The sequence below is a fragment of the Alexandriicola marinus genome (assembly GCF_004000435.1).
GTDB lineage: Bacteria > Pseudomonadota > Alphaproteobacteria > Rhodobacterales > Rhodobacteraceae > Alexandriicola > Alexandriicola marinus.
The window spans coordinates 796,557-817,438 of record NZ_RBVZ01000001.1 but is presented as its reverse complement, the minus strand read 5'-3'; the positions used below and the strand labels follow the sequence as shown (position 1 = coordinate 817,438).

Annotated in this window: 16 protein-coding genes and 2 tRNA genes; 5 read left to right on the top strand and 13 right to left on the bottom strand. The window is 64.9% G+C overall.

All coding sequences use genetic code 11. The features are described 5' to 3' along the window. Positions 1-15 precede the first annotated feature (15 nt). From EP376_RS04040 to EP376_RS04025, 4 genes are all read left to right on the top strand, one after another. On the top strand, positions 16-924 hold the full coding sequence (locus EP376_RS04040; RefSeq protein WP_127654241.1) for an MBL fold metallo-hydrolase: 909 nt from the start codon (positions 16-18) through the stop codon (positions 922-924). Positions 925-1,004: 80 nt separating this feature from the next. Further along, a tRNA-Asn gene (locus EP376_RS04035) sits at positions 1,005-1,079 on the top strand. 620 nt (positions 1,080-1,699) lie between these two features. Further along, complete coding sequence (locus tag EP376_RS04030; RefSeq protein WP_127654240.1) at positions 1,700-2,956, top strand: efflux RND transporter periplasmic adaptor subunit; 1,257 nt, start codon at positions 1,700-1,702, stop codon at positions 2,954-2,956. Then, positions 2,953-6,120, top strand: a complete 3,168-nt coding sequence (locus EP376_RS04025; protein WP_127654239.1) for an efflux RND transporter permease subunit — start codon at positions 2,953-2,955, stop codon at positions 6,118-6,120. Before EP376_RS04030 ends, EP376_RS04025 begins: the two co-directional genes overlap by 4 nt. Before the next feature lie 65 nt (positions 6,121-6,185). Here the strand turns inward: EP376_RS04025 and EP376_RS04020 are convergent, their stop codons facing one another. Together EP376_RS04020 and EP376_RS04015 are read right to left on the bottom strand one after the other, a co-directional pair. Further along, positions 6,186-6,992, bottom strand: a complete 807-nt coding sequence (locus EP376_RS04020) for a HupA family protein (protein WP_127654238.1) — start codon at positions 6,990-6,992, stop codon at positions 6,186-6,188. A 10-nt stretch (positions 6,993-7,002) separates the two neighbouring features. Then, positions 7,003-10,551, bottom strand: coding sequence for a beta strand repeat-containing protein (locus EP376_RS04015; protein WP_476723737.1), 3,549 nt, complete (start codon positions 10,549-10,551; stop codon positions 7,003-7,005). Between the two features lie 559 nt (positions 10,552-11,110). On the opposite strand from EP376_RS04015, the gene EP376_RS04010 reads away from it, so the two are divergent. After that, complete coding sequence (locus tag EP376_RS04010; RefSeq protein WP_127654236.1) at positions 11,111-12,163, top strand: TIGR03032 family protein; 1,053 nt, start codon at positions 11,111-11,113, stop codon at positions 12,161-12,163. 147 nt (positions 12,164-12,310) lie between these two features. Here the strand turns inward: EP376_RS04010 and EP376_RS04005 are convergent. The 11 genes from EP376_RS04005 to iscR all read right to left on the bottom strand — a co-directional run bounded on the left by EP376_RS04005 (position 12,311) and on the right by iscR (position 20,838). Next, positions 12,311-12,387 (bottom strand) — tRNA-Arg (locus EP376_RS04005). Between the two features lie 134 nt (positions 12,388-12,521). After that, the gene (locus EP376_RS04000; RefSeq protein ID WP_127654235.1) at positions 12,522-13,742 is read right to left on the bottom strand and encodes a cysteine desulfurase; all 1,221 of its coding nucleotides are present in this window, start codon (positions 13,740-13,742) and stop codon (positions 12,522-12,524) included. After that, positions 13,735-14,334, bottom strand: a complete 600-nt coding sequence (locus tag EP376_RS03995) for a Yip1 family protein (RefSeq protein WP_127654234.1) — start codon at positions 14,332-14,334, stop codon at positions 13,735-13,737. Before EP376_RS03995 ends, EP376_RS04000 begins: the two co-directional genes overlap by 8 nt. Beyond that, positions 14,324-14,809, bottom strand: a complete 486-nt coding sequence (locus EP376_RS03990) for a hypothetical protein (RefSeq protein WP_127654233.1) — start codon at positions 14,807-14,809, stop codon at positions 14,324-14,326. Before EP376_RS03990 ends, EP376_RS03995 begins: the two co-directional genes overlap by 11 nt. Continuing rightward, positions 14,809-16,104: a SufB/SufD family protein gene (locus EP376_RS03985; RefSeq protein ID WP_127654232.1), complete on the bottom strand. Its 1,296-nt coding sequence runs from the start codon at positions 16,102-16,104 to the stop codon at positions 14,809-14,811. Before EP376_RS03985 ends, EP376_RS03990 begins: the two co-directional genes overlap by 1 nt. Further along, positions 16,104-16,859, bottom strand: coding sequence for a Fe-S cluster assembly ATPase SufC (sufC, locus tag EP376_RS03980; protein WP_127654231.1), 756 nt, complete (start codon positions 16,857-16,859; stop codon positions 16,104-16,106). Before sufC ends, EP376_RS03985 begins: the two co-directional genes overlap by 1 nt. A 24-nt stretch (positions 16,860-16,883) precedes the next feature. After that, positions 16,884-17,501 (bottom strand): hypothetical protein, encoded by a 618-nt coding sequence (locus tag EP376_RS03975; RefSeq protein WP_127654230.1) that lies wholly within the window; start codon positions 17,499-17,501, stop codon positions 16,884-16,886. Further along, complete coding sequence (locus tag EP376_RS03970; protein WP_127654229.1) at positions 17,498-17,782, bottom strand: hypothetical protein; 285 nt, start codon at positions 17,780-17,782, stop codon at positions 17,498-17,500. Before EP376_RS03970 ends, EP376_RS03975 begins: the two co-directional genes overlap by 4 nt. Further along, a complete protein-coding gene (gene sufB / locus EP376_RS03965) occupies positions 17,779-19,290 on the bottom strand; it encodes a Fe-S cluster assembly protein SufB (RefSeq protein ID WP_127654228.1) in 1,512 nt (503 codons plus the stop codon). The genes EP376_RS03970 and sufB overlap by 4 nt, the downstream gene beginning before the upstream one ends. Positions 19,291-19,305: 15 nt before the next feature. Then, complete coding sequence (locus EP376_RS03960; protein WP_127654227.1) at positions 19,306-20,349, bottom strand: cysteine desulfurase family protein; 1,044 nt, start codon at positions 20,347-20,349, stop codon at positions 19,306-19,308. A gap of 30 nt (positions 20,350-20,379) precedes the next feature. After that, positions 20,380-20,838 (bottom strand): Fe-S cluster assembly transcriptional regulator IscR, encoded by a 459-nt coding sequence (gene iscR, locus EP376_RS03955; RefSeq protein WP_127654226.1) that lies wholly within the window; start codon positions 20,836-20,838, stop codon positions 20,380-20,382. Positions 20,839-20,882: the final 44 nt, after the last annotated feature.

Here is a 20,882-nt window from a genome sequence, read left to right as displayed (position 1 = left end):
ACGGGGGAAAGCACGATGACCGACACCGCACCGGAACCGGGCGCGGCCACCGAGATCGAACCGGGCCTGAGGCGCGTGCTCGCTCCGAACCCGTCGCCCATGACCCATTGGGGCACGAATACCTATCTGCTGGGTTCGGGCCGCGAGATTTGCGTCGTTGACCCCGGCCCCGAGGACAGCGGCCACCTCGAGGCGATCCTCGCCGCCACGCGCGGCGCGCGGATCAGCCAGATCGTCGTCACCCATTCGCACAAGGACCATTCGCCCCTTGCCGCACGGCTGGCCGCGCATTCGGGTGCGAGCATCGCGGCATTCGGCCCGTCGGAGGCCGGGCGCAGCCCGGTGATGCAAGCCCTCGCCGCTTCGGGCTTCGCGGGCGGTGGCGAAGGGGTCGACGCGGATTTTGCGCCCGACAGGCTCCTGTCGGATGGCGAGGTGATCGCAGGGCCTGACTGGTCGCTCGAGGCGCTCCATACCCCGGGTCACATGGGCAACCACCTGTGTCTCGCCCTCGGTGACGTGATCCTGACGGGCGATCACGTGATGGGTTGGGCCAGTTCGCTGGTCTCGCCGCCCGATGGGGACGTCTCGGATTTCATGGGCTCCTGCGCGCGGCTTGCCCTGCGCCAAGCGCGCAGGCTCGCGCCCGGCCACGGCGCGCCGATCGAGGACCCGCTGGCCCGTCTCGACTGGCTGATCAGCCACAGGCGCGGACGCGAGGCACAGATCCTCGAGGCGCTCGGCGCGGGTCCCGGCCCGTTGACGGCGGATACGCTCGCGTCGCGCATCTACGCGGACATCCCGCCGCACCTGTTGCCTGCCGCCCAACGCAACGTCTTTGCGCACCTCATCGACCTCGCGGTCAAGGGCATGGTGGCCACACCCGGCGCCCTTGCACCCGACAGCCCGTTCACCCCGGTCTGACCCCCATTCCATGGCCCGGAATTTTCCGTGCAATACCCTCTGGACGCCACCAATCAGCATTGCTATATGCCGCCTCGTGTTCCGGCGTAGCTCAGCGGTAGAGCAGTTGACTGTTAATCAATTGGTCGTAGGTTCGATCCCTACCGCCGGAGCCAAAATCCCTCAGTAGATCATAGATTTACGAGACACCTTGATGAGGTGGCTCAGGGATGTTTGGCGTTCGCAGTCATTTGGCAAACCGCTCAGGATGGTTTGCGGGACTTCGGTGTTGTGACTTGGCGCAAGAGCCTTTGGCGTCTGGTTGAAGAACCACAGTCCGACGCGACCACAGCGGCTCGTGGAACCAAGGCGCCACTCTAGCCCGGCGGATCTTTTGAACCGGGCTGTCCTGTGACAGCCGGCGCGGATTCCATCAGGAGACAAAGCAAGTCCTGCGTAGTGCCGCGATCATGGACTGCTTTCGGTGCCCGAAGGTCGGCTCCAGCAGGTCATGCCCTCGCGCACGGTTTGACGGACCGCTGTCCTGCGCGCGGCATTCCACGCGATGCCGTCACGTCACGGGACAGGGCTCGACGCAGGCCGAATCCCCGCCGGCCACACCAGGCATCGACCGTCCCGAGCGCATTCACCCGCACCCGAACCAGCAGACCGAAGGGCAGGCACTTTGCAGGTCCAAGCTGCCTGAGGCGGGCCTTTTCAGGGACAAACGATCCAACTCGGGGAGCCGGACGTATACTTAAGGATATTTGAAACCTATCCAATTGCGGGAAGCCTGATGCACCACAAGATGATCCTTCTGGTCGCCGCTCTCATTGCGGTGATACCGGGTTTCAGCGCCTCCCAAAGTCGTCCGGCGGGCGTGCTGACCGACACGGTCGAGATGCGGGCGATGACTGAGACCGTCACGGTCTTCGGCCAGATCGTTGCGGTGCGGCAAAGCAACATCGCGACCCGGATCGGCGGCGTCGTGAACGAGGTTCCGGTTCAGACAGGTTCGGTGGTCGAACAGGGCGATATCATCGCCGTGATCGACACGGCCCGGCTGGCCATCGAACTGACAGGTGCCGAGGCGGAGCTCGCCATCGCGACCGCTGGTCTGGAAGTCGCGACCGCCCAGTCGGATCGGGCGCAGAAGGCATTCGAACGGGCGCGGGACCTGACGGCCAATTCCTCGATTTCTGCCGCGCAGCTAGACGATCGGGCCTCGACGCTGGCTGAGGCACAGGGCGGGCTTGCCATTGCGCAGGCACGGATCACAGCGGCCCAAAGCGCAATCGAACTTGCCCGCTACAACCTGTCGAATGCGACGGTGCTCGCGCCCTTCGACGGGATCGTCCTCGAAGTGCAGGCGCAGCCCGGCCAGTTCGCCGCGTCCGGCAGCCAGGTGGCGACGCTTCTTGATACCGGCACGATGGAGGTCGAGGCCAACGTCCCGTCCCGCTATATCCCGGCGCTGGAGGTCGGGCGCCTGGTGACAGGCCGCAATGACGCGGGCGACGCGTTGTCGATGACCCTGCGGGCCGTGCTTCCCACCGAATTTTCCGAGACCCGGACACGCCCGGTGCGCTTCACACTGACCGAGATCGAACCCTCGTTCGCAATCGGCCAGCCCGTGACCCTCGACCTGCCGATCGGCGAGGCGCGGGACGTACTGACTGTCCCCAAGGACGCCCTGATCCAGGCCCGCGGCGGATGGACGGCCTTCGTCAATGACGAGGGCAAGGCCTCGCCCCGGACCGTCACGATCGGTGCCGCATTGGGCGAGACGTTCGAAGTTCTCAGCGGCCTGGTCGAGGGGGACGAGGTCGTTGTGCGGGGCAATGAACGACTGCGGCCCGGGCAGGACATCGCCCCGATGGGCGCTGGCGGGCCGCCGGGCGGCGGACCACCGGGCGAAGGGCCCCCCCGGGTGCGGGCGGACCTCCGGGCGGAGGGCCTCCGAGCGACGTGGTCTCCGAGCGGCCCGCGTCTACGCCAGCGGCGCCGAATGCCGCCGACACGACCGCAGATGTGGAAAGGAACTAAGCCATGAATCCGATCCGCGTTGCCATCGACCGACCGATTGCCGTCGTCGCCGTGGTCATCATGGCCGTTCTCTTCGGGGCGCTCGCCCTGACGCGCATTCCGGTTCAGCTTGCGCCAGACGTCCGCAAACCGATCGTCGTGGTCGAAACGGCCTGGCCCGGCGCTGCGCCAGCCGAAGTCGAACGCGAGATCGTGAACCCGCAGGAAGACGCTTTTCGCGGGCTAGAAGGCCTCGAACGGATGACAAGCCAGTCGCGGACCGGTCGCGCGGCGGTCACGCTCGAATTCTCCATCGGGTCGGACATGGGCGACGTGCTTTTGCTGGTATCGAACCGGCTCGACCGCGTGGGCGGCTATCCCGAAGAAGCCGGCGAGCCGACGCTGAACACCTCCGGCTCCGACGATAGCCCGATTGCCTGGGTGATGGTCAGCGCGGGCGAGGGAAACACCCGGCCCATGGCGGAATACGGCGACTTTCTCGAAGATGAAATCAAGGAACGCCTCGAACGCATCGAAGGCATCTCGACCGTCAACGTCTTTGGTGGCGTCGCAAGCGAACTGCAGATCGTGATCAATCCGGACGAACTTGCCCGCTACAACATGACGATCCCGGCGGTCGTCGCCAGCCTTCGATCCGAGAACATCAGCGTCTCGGCAGGCCAGATCGACGAAGGAAAGCGCCGCTACATCGTGCGCGCCGACGGCAAGCTGAACACGATCCGCGCCATCGAAGACGTCGTGTTGCGCAGCGAAGGCCAAGGCAATTCCGGTATTCTGGGCCGGGTTCGCGTGGCGGATGTGGCCCGGGTCGAGTTTGCCTACAAGGAGAACACATCCCAGTTGCGGTTTAGGGGCGAACCGGCGCTGGCCTTCAACCTCGTGCGCGAACAGGGCGCCAACGTGATCTCGACCATGGAAGAGGTAAGAGAGGTTCTGACCGAACTCGAGGCCGGGCCGATTGCGCGCGAGAACCTTGTTCTCGAACAGATCTACGACGAGACGATCTATATCGAGGGGGCCATCGACCTTGTTGTCCAGAACATCTGGATCGGTGGCCTGCTGGCCGCGGCGGTTCTGCTGGTCTTCCTGCGCAGCCCAAGGGCCACGCTGATCATCAGCCTTGCGATCCCCGTTTCTATCGTCGCGACCTTTGTCGCCATGGCCGCGACCGGGCGCACGCTCAACGTCATATCGCTGGCCGGGATCGCCTTCGCGATCGGGATGATCGTCGATGCCGCAATCGTCGTGCTGGAGAATATCTACCGCCTGCGAGAACGGGGCATGAACCGCCGCGATGCCGCCTATCACGGTGCGAAACAGGTCTGGGGCGCGATCCTTGTCTCGGCGCTGACGACGGTCATGGTCTTCATCCCGATCCTCGTCATGGAACTCGAGGCGGGGCAGCTGTTCCGCGACATTGCCGTTGCCATTTCGGTTTCGGTCCTTCTGTCGCTGGTGGTTGCCGTCACCGTCATTCCGGCCCTTTCGAGCCGCCTTCTGGCCAGCGGCCAGACCAAGACGCTGAGTGTTCCGGGCATCGACCACATCGCCCGCGGGTTCAGCTGGCTGGTCATGCAATATGTCAAGCTGACAGTCCGGTTCCGGCTTCTTGGCCTGCTGTTCGTCTCTGTGATCGCGACCGGGGCCGCCGTTGCCGCCATCACCTTCCTGCCCAAGCTCGAATACCTGCCCGAGGGCAACCGGAACCTTGTCTTCGGCCTGTTGATCCCGCCACCGGGCTACAATCTGGCCACCACCGAAACGATCGCCGAGCGGATCGAAGACGTGGCCCGCCCCCTGTGGGAGGCCGCGCCCGCGGACCAGACCGAAGACGGCAGGCCGTCGCTGGACAGCTTTTTCTTCGTGGCTACGCCCGGCAACAGTATCCTTGCCGCGGCTGCCGTCGACGACACGCGCGTGTCAGAGGTCGTCCCACTCCTGTCGCGGCCGATCTTTGCCGAACCCGGAACATTCGGCTTCCTGACCCAGCCCTCGCTCTTCGGGCGCGGGGTCGGCGGCGGGCGCACGATCGAGCTCAATGTCACGGGCAACGAGCTTGAGGATATCCTTGCCGTCGCCGGTCAGGCCGCAGGAACGATCGCGCGGGTCTTGCCCCGCTCCGAAGGGCATCAGTTCCGGCCGATCCCGGGGCTTGAACTGGGCGCGCCCGAGGTGCGGCTGATCCCCGACAGGATGCGGCTGGCCGATGCGGGGCTGACGACACAGGCGCTGGCCTCGACGATCGACGCCTATAACGACGGCATCCGCGTGGCCGAGATCAACGTCGGCAACCGGCGGATCGATTTGACGCTCAAGGGCGACGAGACCGTCCAGAACGCGCTGCGCACACAGGACATCGGATCATTTCCCGTCGTCACCCCGTCGGGTCAGATCGTGCCGGCCTCAGAACTGGCCGAGGTCCGCGTGACCGCCGGTCCGACCGAGATCCGCCATATCGAACGGCTTCGGACAGTGACGCTTGAAGTGCGCCCTTCGGATGCCCTGCCGCTTGAGGCGGCTGTCGAATTGCTCGAAGAACAGGTGATCGCCCCCCTGGAGGAACAGGGCCTGCCACCCGGTGTCCGCCTGTCGGTCTCGGGCACGGCGGATCAGCCGTCGCAGACCTGGAACGCGATCCAGATCAACCTGATCGTGGCCCTGCTGATCGTCTTCCTCGTGATGGCGATCCTCTTCGAAAGCTTCGTTCTGCCGCTGGTCGTCCTGATCTCGGTGCCTGTCGCGGCGGCCGGAGGCGTCGGCGGGCTGGCCGTCCTGAACCTCGTGGGCAGCCAACCACTCGATATGCTGACATTGCTGGGCTTCGTGATCCTCGTGGGCATCGTGGTGAACAATGCGATCCTGATCGTGCACCAATCCCTCTTTCATCTGCGCGAAGAAGGCATGACGCCGGTCGACGCCATCGAAGAGGCCACCCGCAACCGCATCCGCCCGATCTTCATGTCGACGCTCACCTCGGTGTTCGGGATGCTGCCGCTGGTGATCTTCCCCGGCGCAGGTTCGGAATTGTATCGCGGGTTGGGCGCGGTCGTTGTCGGCGGATTGTCGATGTCGGCCTTCCTGACGCTCCTGACGGTGCCGCCCCTGCTCCGCCTGGTCCTGACGGTCACGCCGAAAGCCGCCGACGACATGGACGCCCTGCCCGCCGAGTAAGGCCGCGGCCGAACGGTCGTCGTCGCCAGGTCGGCCGGCCGGACGCGCGCCGGCCGCGGCGCGCCCTAATCGGCGAGGATCGTGCCAAGAACAGTGACACTCCCAGCGTCTGTGTCATCGATGACGAGCGCGGCGCCAACCTCGTCGGCCTCCGGCCCGAAGAAGGCCCCCTCGAGCGAACTGGTCTGCGAACCGCTCAGGTCACTGATCTGATCCGAGGCGAAGGCCGGTGTACCACCGGAGAAGGCGGCGCCCTCGATGACGGAGCCCGTCACCGTGAGCACCCCGATATCGCTGACATCGACCGGTTCCGCAAAGCCCTCCCGACGCTGCCCCGAAAGGACGTCGAGCGTCGTGGTCACGCCACCCCCATCGAAATCCGCCTCGATGGTCGCGGTGCCCGTCAGATCATAGGAGACATTGCCATCCTCGATCAAAAGCGTCGTCATGCCCGAATAGGTCACGTCTCCGAGCGTCGCGAGATCGGCCTCGTCTGTCGGGCTGCCCAGAACGCCCGGCGTCTGACCGCCGCCTGAGGTCGTCAGGACATAGATCGAGGCAAAATCGGTCGTGCCGGGCTCCAGCGTGACGATCCCGCCCTGATCAAGCGTCACTTCGGTCCCGTTGTCCGACAGGGTTCCGCTTAGCGTGCCAAGCGTCCAGACCCCCGTGTCTTCATCGACCTCACCGCTGGCCGTCACTGCCTGCCCCGCCTGCCTGTCGATCATCACGGCGGCAAGGGGGACAGCGGCCGTCACCTCAGGTTCAGGACTATCCGGGTCCGGCGGCGTCTCGGATGACGTGGATATGCATCCCGTCACCATGACCAGCGGCACGGCGGCACAAAGTCGGAGGAATTGTCTCGAGGTCATCGCAGCGCCCCTAAAGGATGATGAAGTCATTGGCGTCCAGATCGGACGTCGTGAGGCCCGCGAAGGTAATCGTCGTGCCTTGGGATGCGAAGATCGCCACGCCTCCGACGTCCGAGACAAGGGCCAGCGCGGCGGCCCCATCCTCGAAGCCAAAGCCCGACAGCTCGATCCTGTCGATACCACTCACGAAATCGGCGCCATCGGCGACAGAGAGCGCGGGATCATCATAGTCCAACGCGATCTGCCCGATCGTGTCGGAGCCGTCGCCCGTCGTGAACACGAAGGTATCGGCCCCGCCGCCACCTTCCAGCAGATCGTCGCCCGAGCCACCGTCGATCCGGTCGGCCCCAGCCACGAAATCGGAATTGTCGCCGAACAGGATGTCGTTGCCAGCGCCGCCGAAGAGGATGTCGTCATCAAAACCGCCACCCAGCAGATCATCACCCTCCCCGCCAGAGATGACGTTGGCCCCCGAAGTGGCCGACAAGACGTCATCTCCATCATCGCCCTCGATCTCCGCGCCCCCGCCGCCCTGAACGATGACGACAGGATCAGGGACAAGTCCAGCGATCTCGACGCCGATCACGCCGACCTCGACCGGGCCCGATCCGTCCAGATCGTCGATCGTCACCGTGATCGCCTCTTCGGGGGCCGCCTCGGCATCTCCGGTAAAGCTGACCGCGCCGGGCATAGCGAGGTAGCTGTTGAGCGCCTCGAGCGTGCCGGTCAGCGTGAGCGTCTGATCCGCGTCGGACAGGGCGACCGCCACACCGCCCCCCGCCTCGGCCGCCAGCGTGCCGCCGGTGGCGGCAAGCGTCACGCGCATGTCGCCCGTCGCGTCCACATCCGTGATGACCAGCGTCGACAGGTCCAGCGCCAGCGCCTCGCCCGCCACCGCCTCGACCGTCGCGNCGCGCATGTCGCCCGTCGCGTCCACATCCGTGATGACCAGCGTCGACAGGTCCAGCGCCAGCGCCTCGCCCGCCACCGCCTCGACCGTCGCGGGCAGGCCCGACGCGTCCGGCGCGCGGTTGGCGATCTCGACGCCGATCACGCCGATTTCGACCGGGCCCGATCCGTCGAGGTCGTCAATCGTCACCGTGATCGCCTCTTCGGGGGCCGCCTCGACATCCCCGGTAAAGCTGACCGCGCCGGGCAAAGCGAGGTAGCTGTTGAGCGCCTCGAGCGTGCCGGTCAGCGTCAGCGTCTGATCCGCGTCGGACAGGTCGACCGCCACACCGCCCCCCGCCCCGGCCGCGAGCGTGCCGCCCGTGGCGACCAGCGTCACGCGCATGTCGCCCGTCGCATCCACATCCGTGATGACCAGCGACGACAGGTCAAGCGCAAGCGGCTCGCCCGCCACCGCCTCCACGGCGTCAGGCAGGCCCGACGCGTCCGGCGCGCGGTTGGCGATCCCGACGCCGATCACGCCGACCTCGACCGGGCCCGATCCGTCCAGATCGTCGATCGTCACCGTGATCGCCTCTTCGGGCGCCGCCTCGGTATCCCCGGTGAAGCTGACCGCGCCGGGCATAGCGAGGTAGCTGTTGAGCGCCTCGAGCGTGCCGGTCAGTGTCAGCGTCTGATCCGCGTCGGACAGGGCGACAGCGACACCGCCCCCCGCCCCGGCCGCCAGCGTGCCGCCCGTGGCGACCAGCGTCACGCGCATGTCGCCCGTCGCATCCACATCCGTGATGACCAGCGACGACAGGTCAAGCGCAAGCGGCTCGCCCGCCACCGCCTCCACGGCGTCAGGCAGGCCCGACGCGTCCGGCGCGCGGTTGGCGATCCCGACGCCGATCACGCCGACCTCGACCGGGCCCGATCCGTCCAGATCGTCGATCGTCACCGTGATCGCCTCTTCGGGCGCCGCCTCGGTATCCCCGGTGAAGCTGACCGCGCCGGGCATAGCGAGGTAGCTGTTGAGCGCCTCGAGCGTGCCGGTCAGTGTCAGCGTCTGATCCGCGTCGGACAGGGCGACAGCGACACCGCCCCCCGCCCCGGCCGCCAGCGTGCCGCCCGTGGCGACCAGCGTCACGCGCATGTCGCCCGTCGCATCCACATCCGTGATGACCAGCGACGACAGGTCAAGCGCAAGCGGCTCGCCCGCCACCGCATCGACCGTCGCGGGCAGATCGCCCGTGGCCTCGGGCGCGTTACGGAAGCCATAGATCACATAGGCCTCGCCGGTCTCCCCGTCGGCGGCGGGCGCACCGACGATCAGGTCGTCGATCCCGTCGCCGTTGACGTCACCGGCGGCAGAGACGCTGCGTCCGGCCTGATCCCCTTCCGCGGTGCCCTGGATGATGAAACCATCGCTTGCCGAGAGGTCCGTCAGATCAACGGTGCCACGCGTGTCCCCCGTCTTGCCATAGATCACATAGGCCTCGCCCGCGTCGATGGCGCCGTCGTCGCCATAGCGCGCGCCGACGATCACGTCGTCGATACCGTCACCATTGATGTCACCGGCAGCCGCCACGCTGAGACCCGCGAGATCGCCCGCCTGATCGCCCTGAATGATGAAGCCGTCTTCGGGGGCGAGCCCTGTCAGATCGACGGTGCCGCGCGGCCCGGCCATGCCATAGATGACATAGGCCTCACCCGCATTCTCGCCGCCGTCATCGCCGCGGAACGCACCTGCGATGATGTCGTCGAACCCGTCGCCATTCACATCCCCGGCTGCGGCCACGCTCAGGCCCAGATAATCCTTCCGCTCGTCGCCGACGATGAGAAAGCCGTCTTCTTCGCTGAACGCGGCGAGATCCAGCGTGCCCCGCGTACCGGCCTGCCCGTAGACGACATAGACCTCGCCCGCATCAAGATCCGCCGTGACGCCGCGGTGCGCGCCCACGATCACGTCATCGATCCCGTCGCCGTTGATGTCGCCCCCACCCGAGACGGAGCCTGCGCGAATGGCTTCGATGCCCCGGATCAGGTAGCCTTCGCTCTCGGTCAACTGGGTGACATCGACGAGACCTCGCGCCTCGGTCTGGCCATAGATGACGTAGCTGTCGCCGGCATTGGCGCCATCGGTCGCCCCGCCCAGAGCCCCGATGATCAAATCGTCGATGCCGTCGCCGTTCACGTCACCCGCCGTCGACACGTTATAGCCGAACTGACTGAAATTCGTGGCGCCAATGACGGCAAAGCCCTGCTCTGTCGTGAGCGCGCCAAGGTCGATGTCGCCGCTGCCGCCTTCGCGGCCATAGATCACATAGGCCGTGCCCGCGTTGTTGCCGCCCTCGTCACCATTGCGCGCGCCGATGATCACGTCGTCGATGCCGTCGCCGTTTACGTCACCGGCGAAGGCGACCTTGTTTCCCGCCTTGTCGTTCGACTGATCGCCGTTCAGGACAAAGCCGTCATCGGGCGACAGGTTCGCCAGATCGATCGGACCGCGGGTTGCCTCCGCCCGGCCGTAAATGACATATGCCGCCCCTGTCCCGCCATTGGCATTCAATGCGCCCACGATGACGTCGTCGATCCCGTCGCCGTTGAAATCGCCCGCAGAGCCAACCGAATACCCCGCCTCATCGTTCAAGGCAGCGCCGGTGATCATGAACCCAAGCGCTGGATCGAGGCCGTTGGTATCGATCGTTCGCAGGGTTTCACCGGTGGCGCCGGGAAACTGGGGCACGGCGGCGCGCCATCCGTCACCGCTCAGCTGCGGCTCGGCCCCGTCCGGCTCTGCCGATGCCGGATCAGGTTCGGCCCCGGTCTGGCCGGGCCATTGCTTCCGCACGGACGGTGGATGTGCGATGATCGCCGTGTCGAGGCGCGCGCCGGCCTGGCTTGTATCGGCCTGGACGGGCAGGAGTGTCCCGACCAGTTCGGTTACCTCCGTCATCCCCTCGCCTGCCGAAACGCCGTCTCGCGACAATGCCTGCGGGGCCGTCCCCCGCGGTTCCGCGTGCAAGAATTGGTCTTCGGACAAACGCGACGGTCCGGAAATCGGCGAACTCATATCAGCAATCCAGGACAGGACAGAAATGGGCGATTTAATAATTGTTCTCAGGGTGATGACCTTCGTGCCGGCTGTCAAGTCAGCCAAGGGTCTTGCCATCGGCCCGCGAAGGCTGCGATGAACGGCCTTTGATAGTTCCGATCGAGACGAGGCCATGACAGCCAATCAAGAGCCCGCCTTTACCCTGACCACGTCGCGCGGTTTCACTGGCTGGCTCGCCTCGACGGGCGGATCGCTTGTCTTCTCGACCTATCAGGGGGGGAAGATCTTCTTTCTCGGCCTCAAGCCCGACGGCAGTCTGTCGGTCTTCGAACGAAGCTTTCCGAGGCCGATGGGCATCGCCGTCTCGACCGATGCACGCACCCTGTTCCTTGCCACGCAGGTCCAGCTCTACCGGTTCGACAACGCGCTCTTGCCCGGCGAACGGCAGGGCGATTACGACGCCGTCTACCTGCCAAACCAGACGTGGATCACCGGCGACGTCGATATCCATGACGTGGGCGTTGGTGCGGATGGACGACCCGTTTTTGCCAATACCCTGTTCAATTGCCTTGCACAGACGGCCGATGGGCACAGTTTCCGCCCGTTCTGGCGACCGCCGTTCATTTCGCGCATCGCGGCGGAGGACCGGTGTCATCTGAACGGTCTGGCGATGGAGAACGGCACGCCGCGCTATGTCACCTGTGTTTCCCGTTCGGATGTCACGGATGGATGGCGCGACAGGCGCCGCGATGGCGGCATCGTCGTCGACGTCACCGATGGCGGGATCGTCGCCGAAGGGCTGTCGATGCCGCATTCGCCGCGCCTGCATGAGGGGCGGTTGTGGCTCTTGAATTCGGGGACGGGCGAATTGGGCTGGGTCGACCCGCAGACCGGCAGCTTCACCGCCATCGCCTTCTGTCCCGGCTATGCGCGGGGCTTGAGCTTTTTCGGGAGATACGCCGTCGTGGGCCTGTCGCGTGCCCGCGAAAACCGCACCTTCGAGGGGCTCGAACTGCACGACGCACTCGCCTCTCGGGACAGCGAGGCCCGCTGCGGCCTGCTCGTTGTCGATACAATGACCGGGGATGCGACGGAATGGATCCGGATCGAGGGCATCGTCGATGAATTGTTCGACGTGGCCGCACTGCCCGGCATCCGGGCCGCGACGGCCGTGGGCATCGTCGGCCCCGAAATCGGACGCGCCATTTCCATTGCGCCTGACTGAGAGCCACCGACGAGCGCGGCTGCCCCACCTGCGACATCCACAATGAACGCCGCGCGCGGTCCTGTCGTCGCCCTTGACCGAGGTGACGCCCACGACAAGTAACCGCCACTGGGAGCGGCCCGCATCAGATCAAGACTTGGCAGACATTGGCGCACCTGAGAGGATTCGAACCTCTGGCCTCTGCCTTCGGAGGGCAGCGCTCTATCCAGCTGAGCTACAGGTGCGTTGGCAGGCTCTATAGCGGGGGCTTGGGTCCGCCGCAACGGGAAATCGGGCTTCTTCGCATGCGCCGGTGATGGACGGGCCCCGGCCTTTCGGGCCAGCTGATCAGTTCACCCGCCCCCGGCGTCCGTGCCTCTCAGCCAAACAGATCGTGACACAACTCCAGCGCGTCGATAAGCGCATCGACCTCGGCGCGGGTGTTGTACATCCCGAACGAGGCGCGGCAGGTGGCGCCCACGCCCATATGCTCCATCAGAGGCATCGCGCAATGGGTGCCTGCGCGCACCGCAACGCCCTTTTTGTCGAGCACGGTCGAGATGTCATGCGCATGGGCCGCGCCATCCAGCGTGAAGGAGAAGATCGCCCCCTTGCTGGCGGATTTCCCCTGAACCTGAAGCCAGTTCAAACCGTCGAGCCTGTCGCGGGCATAGGCGCAGAGGTCGCGCTCATGGGCGGCCACGGCCTCCATCCCCAGCCCCTCAAGATAATCGAGCGCAACACCAAGGCCGATGGTCTGGACGATGCCGGGCGTGCCGGCCTCGAACTTCATAGGCGGGTCATTCCACGTCACCTCGTCGCGGGTGACGTCGCGGATCATGTCACCGCCACCCATGAAGGGGCGCATCTCGGCCATCCGTTCAGGCCGGACATAGATCGCGCCTGAGCCCGAGGGCCCATAAAGCTTATGCCCCGTGATCGCATAGAAGTCGCAACCGAGGTCGGCGACATTGACGGGCATGTGCACCGCACTCTGGCTGCCATCGACGAGGACCGGCACGCCCTTGGCGTGCGCGCCCTCGGTGATCGTCTTCACGTCGACGACCGTGCCCAGCACGTTCGACATATGGGTGATGGCGACCAGCTTGGTCCTCGGGCCGATCGCATCGATCACCGCCTGCGGGTCCAGATCGCCATTGGCATCGACATCGACCCACTTGATCACGACGCCCTGACGTTCGCGCAGGAAATGCCACGGCACGATATTGGCGTGATGCTCCATGATCGACAGGACGATCTCGTCACCCGCCTGCATCCGGGGAGCAGCCCAGCCATAGGAGACCATGTTGATCCCCTCGGTCGTGCCGGAATTGAGGACGATCGAGTCCTCCGACGCGGCCCCAAGGAACCGGGCGATCTTGGCCCGCACGCCCTCGTATTTCTCGGTGGCGAGGTTCGACAGGTAATGCAGGCCGCGATGGACGTTGGAATATTCCTCTGCATAGGCGCGCGTCACCGCGTCGATGACCACCTGCGGCTTTTGCGCGGAGGCGCCGTTGTCGAGATAGACAAGCGGCTTGCCGTTCACCTCGCGCGACAGGATCGGGAAATCGGCGCGAACGGCTTCGACATCAAACATCTGGTAGCCCCTGACTTGCCCCCACGCCGATCAGCGTGAGGATGGGAAGAATTCCGAAAGTGATGCCGATGAAGACGAGAAACAGCGTCAGGATCGATTTCCCAACGCTGTCGAAGCCATGCAGTTCATTTGTGAACCGGATCAGGCACCACAGAAGATAGATGGTTCCGAGGATCGCGACGATCGATTCCGCCGAACCGCTGACCCATGACGCCACCGCCTGCGCGGTGCGCGCGATCAGGCCCAGAACCTCGAGCCAGACGATGACCGAAAGCGTCGCGGGAAAACTGCCCGTGCCGCCCAGCATCCGCCCCACGAAATGGAGGGCAAAGACAAGGATCACGAGCCCGGAGCCAAGGATCACCGCATAGGTCAGCGGTCCCACGACGACCGGATCGCCCCCCAATGGCAGGACAAGACCCGGGCCTTGGGTGAACGTCACCAGAAGCACGCTCAGAACCGTGGTCAGCATCAACGCGAGCCACAGGTCGCGCCGGTCGAGCCCGAGGTCGATCACGCCCCGCGCGCCTTCTGCGGGGTTGTTCAGCGTCCGCCGCAGCAGGTCGCGCAAGAGCTCTGTTTCAACTGCCATCCGCGTTCCCGCTTTCCCGAAGACCCTGCACAAGGAACAGGCCAAAGGCGCCAAGCCAGATCGCACCGACAAGCTGCGTTCCCGGCTCTGGCCCGACAAACCCCGACAACAACCCGTAAAGCAGGCCCGCGGGCGCCGCCGCAAGGAACGCCCAGAACAGCGCCAGCCGAACCTCCCACGGGGCGCTGCCCTGCGTGATCCGCGTCACCTGATGCAGCAGGAACGCGATGAAATAGAATACCAGCGGCCAGACGATCATCCAGGACAGGAATTCATAGGCCACCAGACGCGACATCTCCTGCCCTTCAAGATAAGAAATGCGGGCGAGCCGGGGCCATTGCGCGATGAAGACAAGAAAACAGCCCGCCATCAGGTAGGCGATCGCCCTGTCTTCGCGTGGCCCCATGGCCAGCAGGTTGCGCATCACGCGGCGCGGACCGCGCCAGGTGCGCATCATGTCGGTGGAAACGGCCATTACTTCCGCCGCTTGAGCCAGTTTTCCAGACGGTCGCGCAGATCATCGGCAAGGCGCTCATCCTCGATTTCGTCCAGCGCCTCGGCGAGGAAGGCCAGCGTCAGGAGGTCTGTCGCATCCTCATGCGCCACTCCGCGGGACCGCAGGTAGAACAGCGCCTCGTCGTCGATCGCGCCGGATGTCGAGCCATGCGAACAGGCCACGTCATCGGCATAGATCTCGAGTTCCGGCTTGGCGAGGAACTGGCTGTCATCATCCAGAAGCAGGGATTGGCTGATCTGGTAGCCGTCGGTCTTCTGGGCACCTTCCTTCACGAGGATCTTGCCCTGAAATACGCCCGTGGCGCCGTTGCGCAGAACCTTCTTGAAGACCTGACGGCTTTCGCAATTCACCGCGTCATGGGTGATGAAGACCGTGTCGTCGTGAAGGAAATCCGAACCGTCACCGACACAGGCGCCCGCAATATGGGCCACCGCATCATCGCCGGTCAGTTCGACCACATGTTCGTTGCGGGTCAGCCGTCCGTTGGCCGTCAGGGTGAACGACTTGTAGACAGATTCCGTGCCAAGGCGTGCAAAAGCGTGGGTATGTGCCAGCCTTTCGTGCGCGCGCCCCTGCGCCCGGACATGGTGGAACGTGCCACGATCCGCGACATCAACTTCCATCACCTTGGAGAACCGGGCGGCCGCGGGGCCGGTCTCAAGAAGCGTCAGCTCCGCCCCTTCCTCGACCCGGATCACATGATGGATCATCGCTTCCGACGCGGGCGCGCTTTGCAGATAGACCAGGGCCACCGGCTTTTCTGCCTTGGCCGTTGCCCGGATCACGATGCCCTCCTCGGCGCTTGCCGTGTTCAGCGCCGCAAGGCTGCGATCGACCGGCTTCTGCCCTGCCTCTTCGAGAACACCGAAGACAGATTTGGCCCAGTGGATATCGGTGGCGGTCGCCTCGGCCAGTGTTTCGATCTCGAGCCCGGCCATCTCGAGCGCATCGGACTGAGCGGGATCGAAAATGCCATCGACAAAGACGATGCGCAGGCGATCGACCTCGCCGAAGACGGGGCTTTCCTCCGGCAAATCCGTCGACGAGGGCACGACCTCGTCCGACAGAAGTGGCGCGGGATTGGTGAAGCGCCAGTATTCATCTCGACGCTGGGGCAGACCGGCGGCCCGCACGCGCGCCTCGGCGGCCCGGCGGGCCTCCGTTGCCCAAGTCGCGCCATCGGGCAGGATCAGCCCGTCAAGCCGCGCCTCTGCGGCCTCGATCTTTTGACGGGCAAGCGCTGCTCGCGACATCAGGCCACCTCCGCCAGAATATCGGCATAGCCATTGGTCTCGACCTCGAGCGCCAGCTCGGGCCCGCCGGTCTTGACGATGCGGCCATCGGCCATGATGTGGACGACATCGGGTTTGATGTGATCCAGAAGCCTTTGATAATGCGTGATAACCAGAAAACCACGACCTTCGTCGCGCAGCGCGTTCACGCCGTCGGAGACAAGCTTCATGGCGTCGACGTCAAGGCCCGAATCCGTCTCGTCAAGGATGCACATCCGCGGCTCGAGCATGGCCATCTGCAGGATCTCGTTGCGCTTCTTCTCGCCGCCCGAGAAGCCGACATTGACCGGACGCTTGAGCATCTCCGCATCGATCTTGAGGTCTTTCGCCCGGGCGCGCACCAGCTTGAGGAAATCGGCGGCGCTGAGTTCGTCCTGATCGCGCGCCTTGCGCTGCGCGTTCACTGCCGTGCGCAGGAACGTCATGTTGCCGACGCCGGGGATCTCGACCGGGTACTGGAACGCCAGAAACAGGCCAAGGGCCGCGCGCTCTTCGGGTTCGAGGTCCAGAAGATCGTCTCCGTCGAGCGTCGCTGTGCCGTCCGTCACCTCGTATCCGTCACGGCCCGACAGAACATAGGACAGGGTCGACTTGCCCGACCCGTTCGGGCCCATGATCGCATGAACTTCGCCGGCGTTCACCTTCAGGTCGACACCCTTGAGGATCGCCTTGTCCTCTTCTTCAAGTTTGACCTTCAAGCCTTTGATCTCAAGCATCTTTCTTTCCTTATTCCTGGCGCGTCACTGAATGCGCGCGAAAATGTCGAGGACCCAGTTCAGGTCCGCCCCGGTGATCTCCTGCGGTTCCAGATCGAACCGCGCCATCCGTCCGACCGTCTCGGCCGGGGGGCCGAACCGCTCCACAACCTGATAGGAGGGACGGCCCACGTAATCGTCGAAATAGACCGAGACCGACCGTTCGGTCCGGTAGGCCACGGCCAGAAAGCACGCAGCCCGGAAGCGCCCGTCGATCAGCACCGTGTCCGGCTGAACGAACCCCGGCTCGTCCCAGACATCGAGCGCGTATTTGTGGAACTTGGCATAATGCCCCGTCCCGCTCGGCCGCCCCCATTTGCCGGTCGGCCCCACGTCACCGTGCCGCAGGTTGACCTTCGAGGCGGGCGGGTTCGCCTTGAACCACGCATCGAGCCCCTTCATCCACTGCCAGTCGCTTTCGACCGACCAGATCGTTTTGCCGGGCATGTCGGCCGCCATCGCCGTCGACCCGCCCGAGCCGTATTCGAGGATCGTCCCGGCCTTTTCGTAGGCGGCCCGGAGATACGCCGCCTCCGCCGGAGGCAAGGTCAGCGCCGGCGCCCGGTCGAGCGTCGGGGGCGGCGCGTTGGCAACCGTCTTCATCGCGACTTCTCCGACTTTTCCCAACGCCAGAACCACGGCTCGCTCGTCCGGTTCCACGCGATGATCATGTAGACCACCAGCCCCCCGATCGTGAGCCCGCCCCAGATCAGAAGCGGGACCAGTTCAGTCGGGGCACCGTCGGGAAAAGCGCGGGGCCGAAAGACCAGCGCCAGTCCGATCACGTAGATGATCATGCCGATGGTCATCGCCCAGCCTTCCCAGGACACGGGCACAGCGCCCACGCCCAGCGACTTGGGCCGGAACCAGACCTTCCTGCTCACCCCACCGATCCCTCGAGGCTGATGGCGACAAGCTGCTGCGCCTCCATCGCGAATTCCATCGGAAGCGCCTGAAGCACCTCCTTGCAGAACCCGTTCACGACAAGGGCGACGGCCTCTTCCTCATCCATGCCACGCGACCGGCAATAGAACAACTGATCGTCATCCACCTTCGATGTGGTGGCCTCGTGTTCGACCCGGCTCGAGTTGTTCTTGACCTCGATGTAGGGCACCGTATGAGCCCCGCATTTGTCGCCGATCAGAAGGCTGTCGCACTGGGTATAGTTGCGGCTGTTCTTGGCCTTCGGGTGCATCGAGACAAGCCCGCGATAGGTATTCTGCGCGCGCCCCGCGCTGATGCCTTTCGACACGATGCGGGATTTCGTGTTCTTGCCCAGATGAACCATCTTGGTGCCGGTATCGGCCTGCTGCATGTTGTTGGTGATGGCGATCGAATAGAATTCGCCCTGGCTGTCGTCGCCGCGCAGGATGCAGGAGGGGTATTTCCACGTGACGGCCGATCCCGTCTCGACCTGTGTCCACATCACCTTGGCGCGGTCGCCCCGGCAATCGGCACGCTTGGTCACGAAGTTGTAGATGCCGCCCTTCCCGTTCTCGTCGCCCGGGAACCAGTTCTGGACCGTGGAGTATTTCACCTCCGCGTCTTCCTCGATGATGATCTCGACGACGGCGGCGTGCAGCTGGGCCGTATCCCGCTGGGGCGCGGTGCAGCCCTCGAGATAGGACACGTAAGAGCCCTTGTCGGCGATGATCAGCGTGCGTTCGAACTGGCCGGTGTTTTCCGCGTTGATCCGGAAATAGGTCGACAGCTCCATCGGGCAGCGCACGCCGGGCGGCACATAGACGAACGACCCGTCCGAAAAGACGGCCGAATTCAGCGTGGCATAGTAATTGTCCGACGGCGGCACAACGGAGCCGAGGTATTTCTTGACCAGTTCGGGATGTTCGCGGATCGCCTCGGAGATCGAGCAGAAGATCACGCCGGCCTTCTTGAGTTCGGCCTGAAACGTGGTGCCGACCGAGACGGAATCGAAGACCGCGTCGACGGCGACCTTGCGTTCTTCTTCCGGCATCTCCACCCCAGCCAGAATGGCCTGCTCCTTCAGAGGGATGCCCAGCTTCTTGTAGGTTTCCAGCAGCTTGGGGTCGACCTCGTCCAGCGACTTGGGCCGCGTCTCCATGCTCTTGGGGCGGGCATAGTAGTACTGGTCCTGAAAATCGATCTTCGGATAGGACACCATCGCCCATTCCGGCTCTTCCATCCGTTCCCAGCGGTCAAAGGCCGACAGGCGCCATTCCGTCATCCAGCCCGGCTCTTCGTTCTTGGAACTGATCAGACGCACGATATCGGGGTTCACGCCCTTGGGGGCGTAATCCATCTCGATCTCGGTTTCCCAGCCGTACTTGTATTTTCCGGAAAGCTTGGCAACCGCATCCACGGTTTCCTGATCGACACCGTCCTTCGCCGTCACTTCGTCCAACGCAGCCATGTCTTTCCCTTCTCTCTATGCGGCCCGGGCCCGGTGCCGCCGATATGTCGCAAGCCACGCTTCGCAGAAGCGGGCAATCTCGTCTTCGCCTGTCGCCGGCCCGAGGCTCACCCTGAGCGCCGATGCCGCCGATCCCTCGTCAAAGCCCATCGCGCGGAGCGCATGAGAGGCCCGGACCTTGCCGCTTGAGCAGGCGGATCCCGCGCTGACCGCGAAGCCGGCCATGTCCATCTGCATCACCTGCGTTTCGCCCTTCCATCCGGGGGTCACGAAACAGCTGGTATTCGGCAGCCGGCGAGAGGCTTTCCCGACAAAAATAGTCTCCTTAGCCTCAGCCTCAATGGTCTTTTCTAGAATATTTCTAAGTTTGGCCACTCTGTCCCATGTCCCGACCTCGAGTTCGCGCATCGCGGCCTCGGCCGCGGCGCCGAAACCCGCGATCGCGACAAGGTTCTCGGTGCCGGCGCGCCAGCCCATTTCCTGCCCGCCTCCGCGCAGAATCGGATCAGGATCGGTGCCGCGCTGCATCACCAGCGCCCCGATCCCGCGCGGGCCCCCGATCTTGTGTGCCGAGACAAAGCCCATGCCGATCCCGGACCAGGAAAAGGAAAACGGCAGTTTGCCAAAGCCCTGCGTCAGGTCCGACACGGCAAGGCCCTCGGGCAGATCCTGGATGACCCCGCTTTCGGAATTGGCAAGCTGGAGCGTGCTGCGCGCCGGATCATCCACCGTCACGCGGCCATCGCCATCGACCGGCAGGCGTTCGTCGATCCAAGAGCGGACGGCATCATGCTCGATGCCCGCACCCGCAAGCCCCCGCCCCTTGAGCGCAAGCGCCGCGGCCTCAGTCGCGCCCGAGGTAAAGACGATATCCGCCTCGCCCGCGCCAAGTGCGGCGCCGATCTGCGCGCGGGCCCGCTCCATCAGCGCCTTGGCGGCGCGACCCTCGGCATGGACGGACGACGGATTGCCGATCACGTCCATGGCCGCGATCATCGCCTCGCGCGCCTCGGGCCTGAGATGCGCCGTCGCGTTATGATCCAGATAGATCCGCGCCATCAGGCCCGCCCCGCATTTATCCGGGCCGGATCACTCATCGACGACCTCGAACAGGGACGGAACCGCAGGACAAGGTGCGAGCGTGTTCTCGGTCACGTCGGACAGGCGTGTCTGATGCAGAAAGACATAGACATGGGCCGAAAGCCCTTCCCAAAGACGATTGGTCAGGGATTGCGCCTTGGAGCCCGATGTCCCGCCCGACGCCCCGGCCCCCTTGTGCATGGCATCGACGGTCTCATCCACCGCGCCCAGAACATCGGCCACCCGGATCTCGGATGCGGGCCGCGCAAGGCGATAGCCGCCCCCCGGACCGCGCACGCTCTCGACCAGTCCGGCACGGCGCAGCTTGACGAACAACTGCTCGAGATAGGGCAACGAGATGTCCTGCCGGCGCGACACCTCGGACAACGAGACAAGCGCACCCTCCGGCTGAAGCGCCAGATCGGACAGGGCAACCATCGCATAGCGGCCTTTTGTCGACAGCTTCATCGGCGTTACTCCAAAAATGGCGGGTCCTGCGGGCGCAACCGAGC

Excerpts from the sequence above, each read along its gene's own strand:
- EP376_RS04020 (WP_127654238.1), bottom strand. The coding sequence starts at position 6,992 with ATGACCTCGAGACAATTCCTCCGACTTTGTGCCGCCGTGCCGCTGGTC.
- EP376_RS04030 (WP_127654240.1), top strand. The coding sequence starts at position 1,700 with ATGCACCACAAGATGATCCTTCTGGTCGCCGCTCTCATTGCGGTGATA.
- sufC (WP_127654231.1), bottom strand. The coding sequence starts at position 16,859 with ATGCTTGAGATCAAAGGCTTGAAGGTCAAACTTGAAGAAGAGGACAAG.
- EP376_RS04010 (WP_127654236.1), top strand. The coding sequence starts at position 11,111 with ATGACAGCCAATCAAGAGCCCGCCTTTACCCTGACCACGTCGCGCGGT.
- EP376_RS03960 (WP_127654227.1), bottom strand. The coding sequence starts at position 20,349 with ATGGCGCGGATCTATCTGGATCATAACGCGACGGCGCATCTCAGGCCC.
- EP376_RS03990 (WP_127654233.1), bottom strand. The coding sequence starts at position 14,809 with ATGGCCGTTTCCACCGACATGATGCGCACCTGGCGCGGTCCGCGCCGC.
- EP376_RS04000 (WP_127654235.1), bottom strand. The coding sequence starts at position 13,742 with ATGTTTGATGTCGAAGCCGTTCGCGCCGATTTCCCGATCCTGTCGCGC.
- iscR (WP_127654226.1), bottom strand. The coding sequence starts at position 20,838 with ATGAAGCTGTCGACAAAAGGCCGCTATGCGATGGTTGCCCTGTCCGAT.
- EP376_RS03995 (WP_127654234.1), bottom strand. The coding sequence starts at position 14,334 with ATGGCAGTTGAAACAGAGCTCTTGCGCGACCTGCTGCGGCGGACGCTG.
- EP376_RS04040 (WP_127654241.1), top strand. The coding sequence starts at position 16 with ATGACCGACACCGCACCGGAACCGGGCGCGGCCACCGAGATCGAACCG.
- EP376_RS04025 (WP_127654239.1), top strand. The coding sequence starts at position 2,953 with ATGAATCCGATCCGCGTTGCCATCGACCGACCGATTGCCGTCGTCGCC.
- sufB (WP_127654228.1), bottom strand. The coding sequence starts at position 19,290 with ATGGCTGCGTTGGACGAAGTGACGGCGAAGGACGGTGTCGATCAGGAA.
- EP376_RS03975 (WP_127654230.1), bottom strand. The coding sequence starts at position 17,501 with ATGAAGACGGTTGCCAACGCGCCGCCCCCGACGCTCGACCGGGCGCCG.
- EP376_RS03985 (WP_127654232.1), bottom strand. The coding sequence starts at position 16,104 with ATGTCGCGAGCAGCGCTTGCCCGTCAAAAGATCGAGGCCGCAGAGGCG.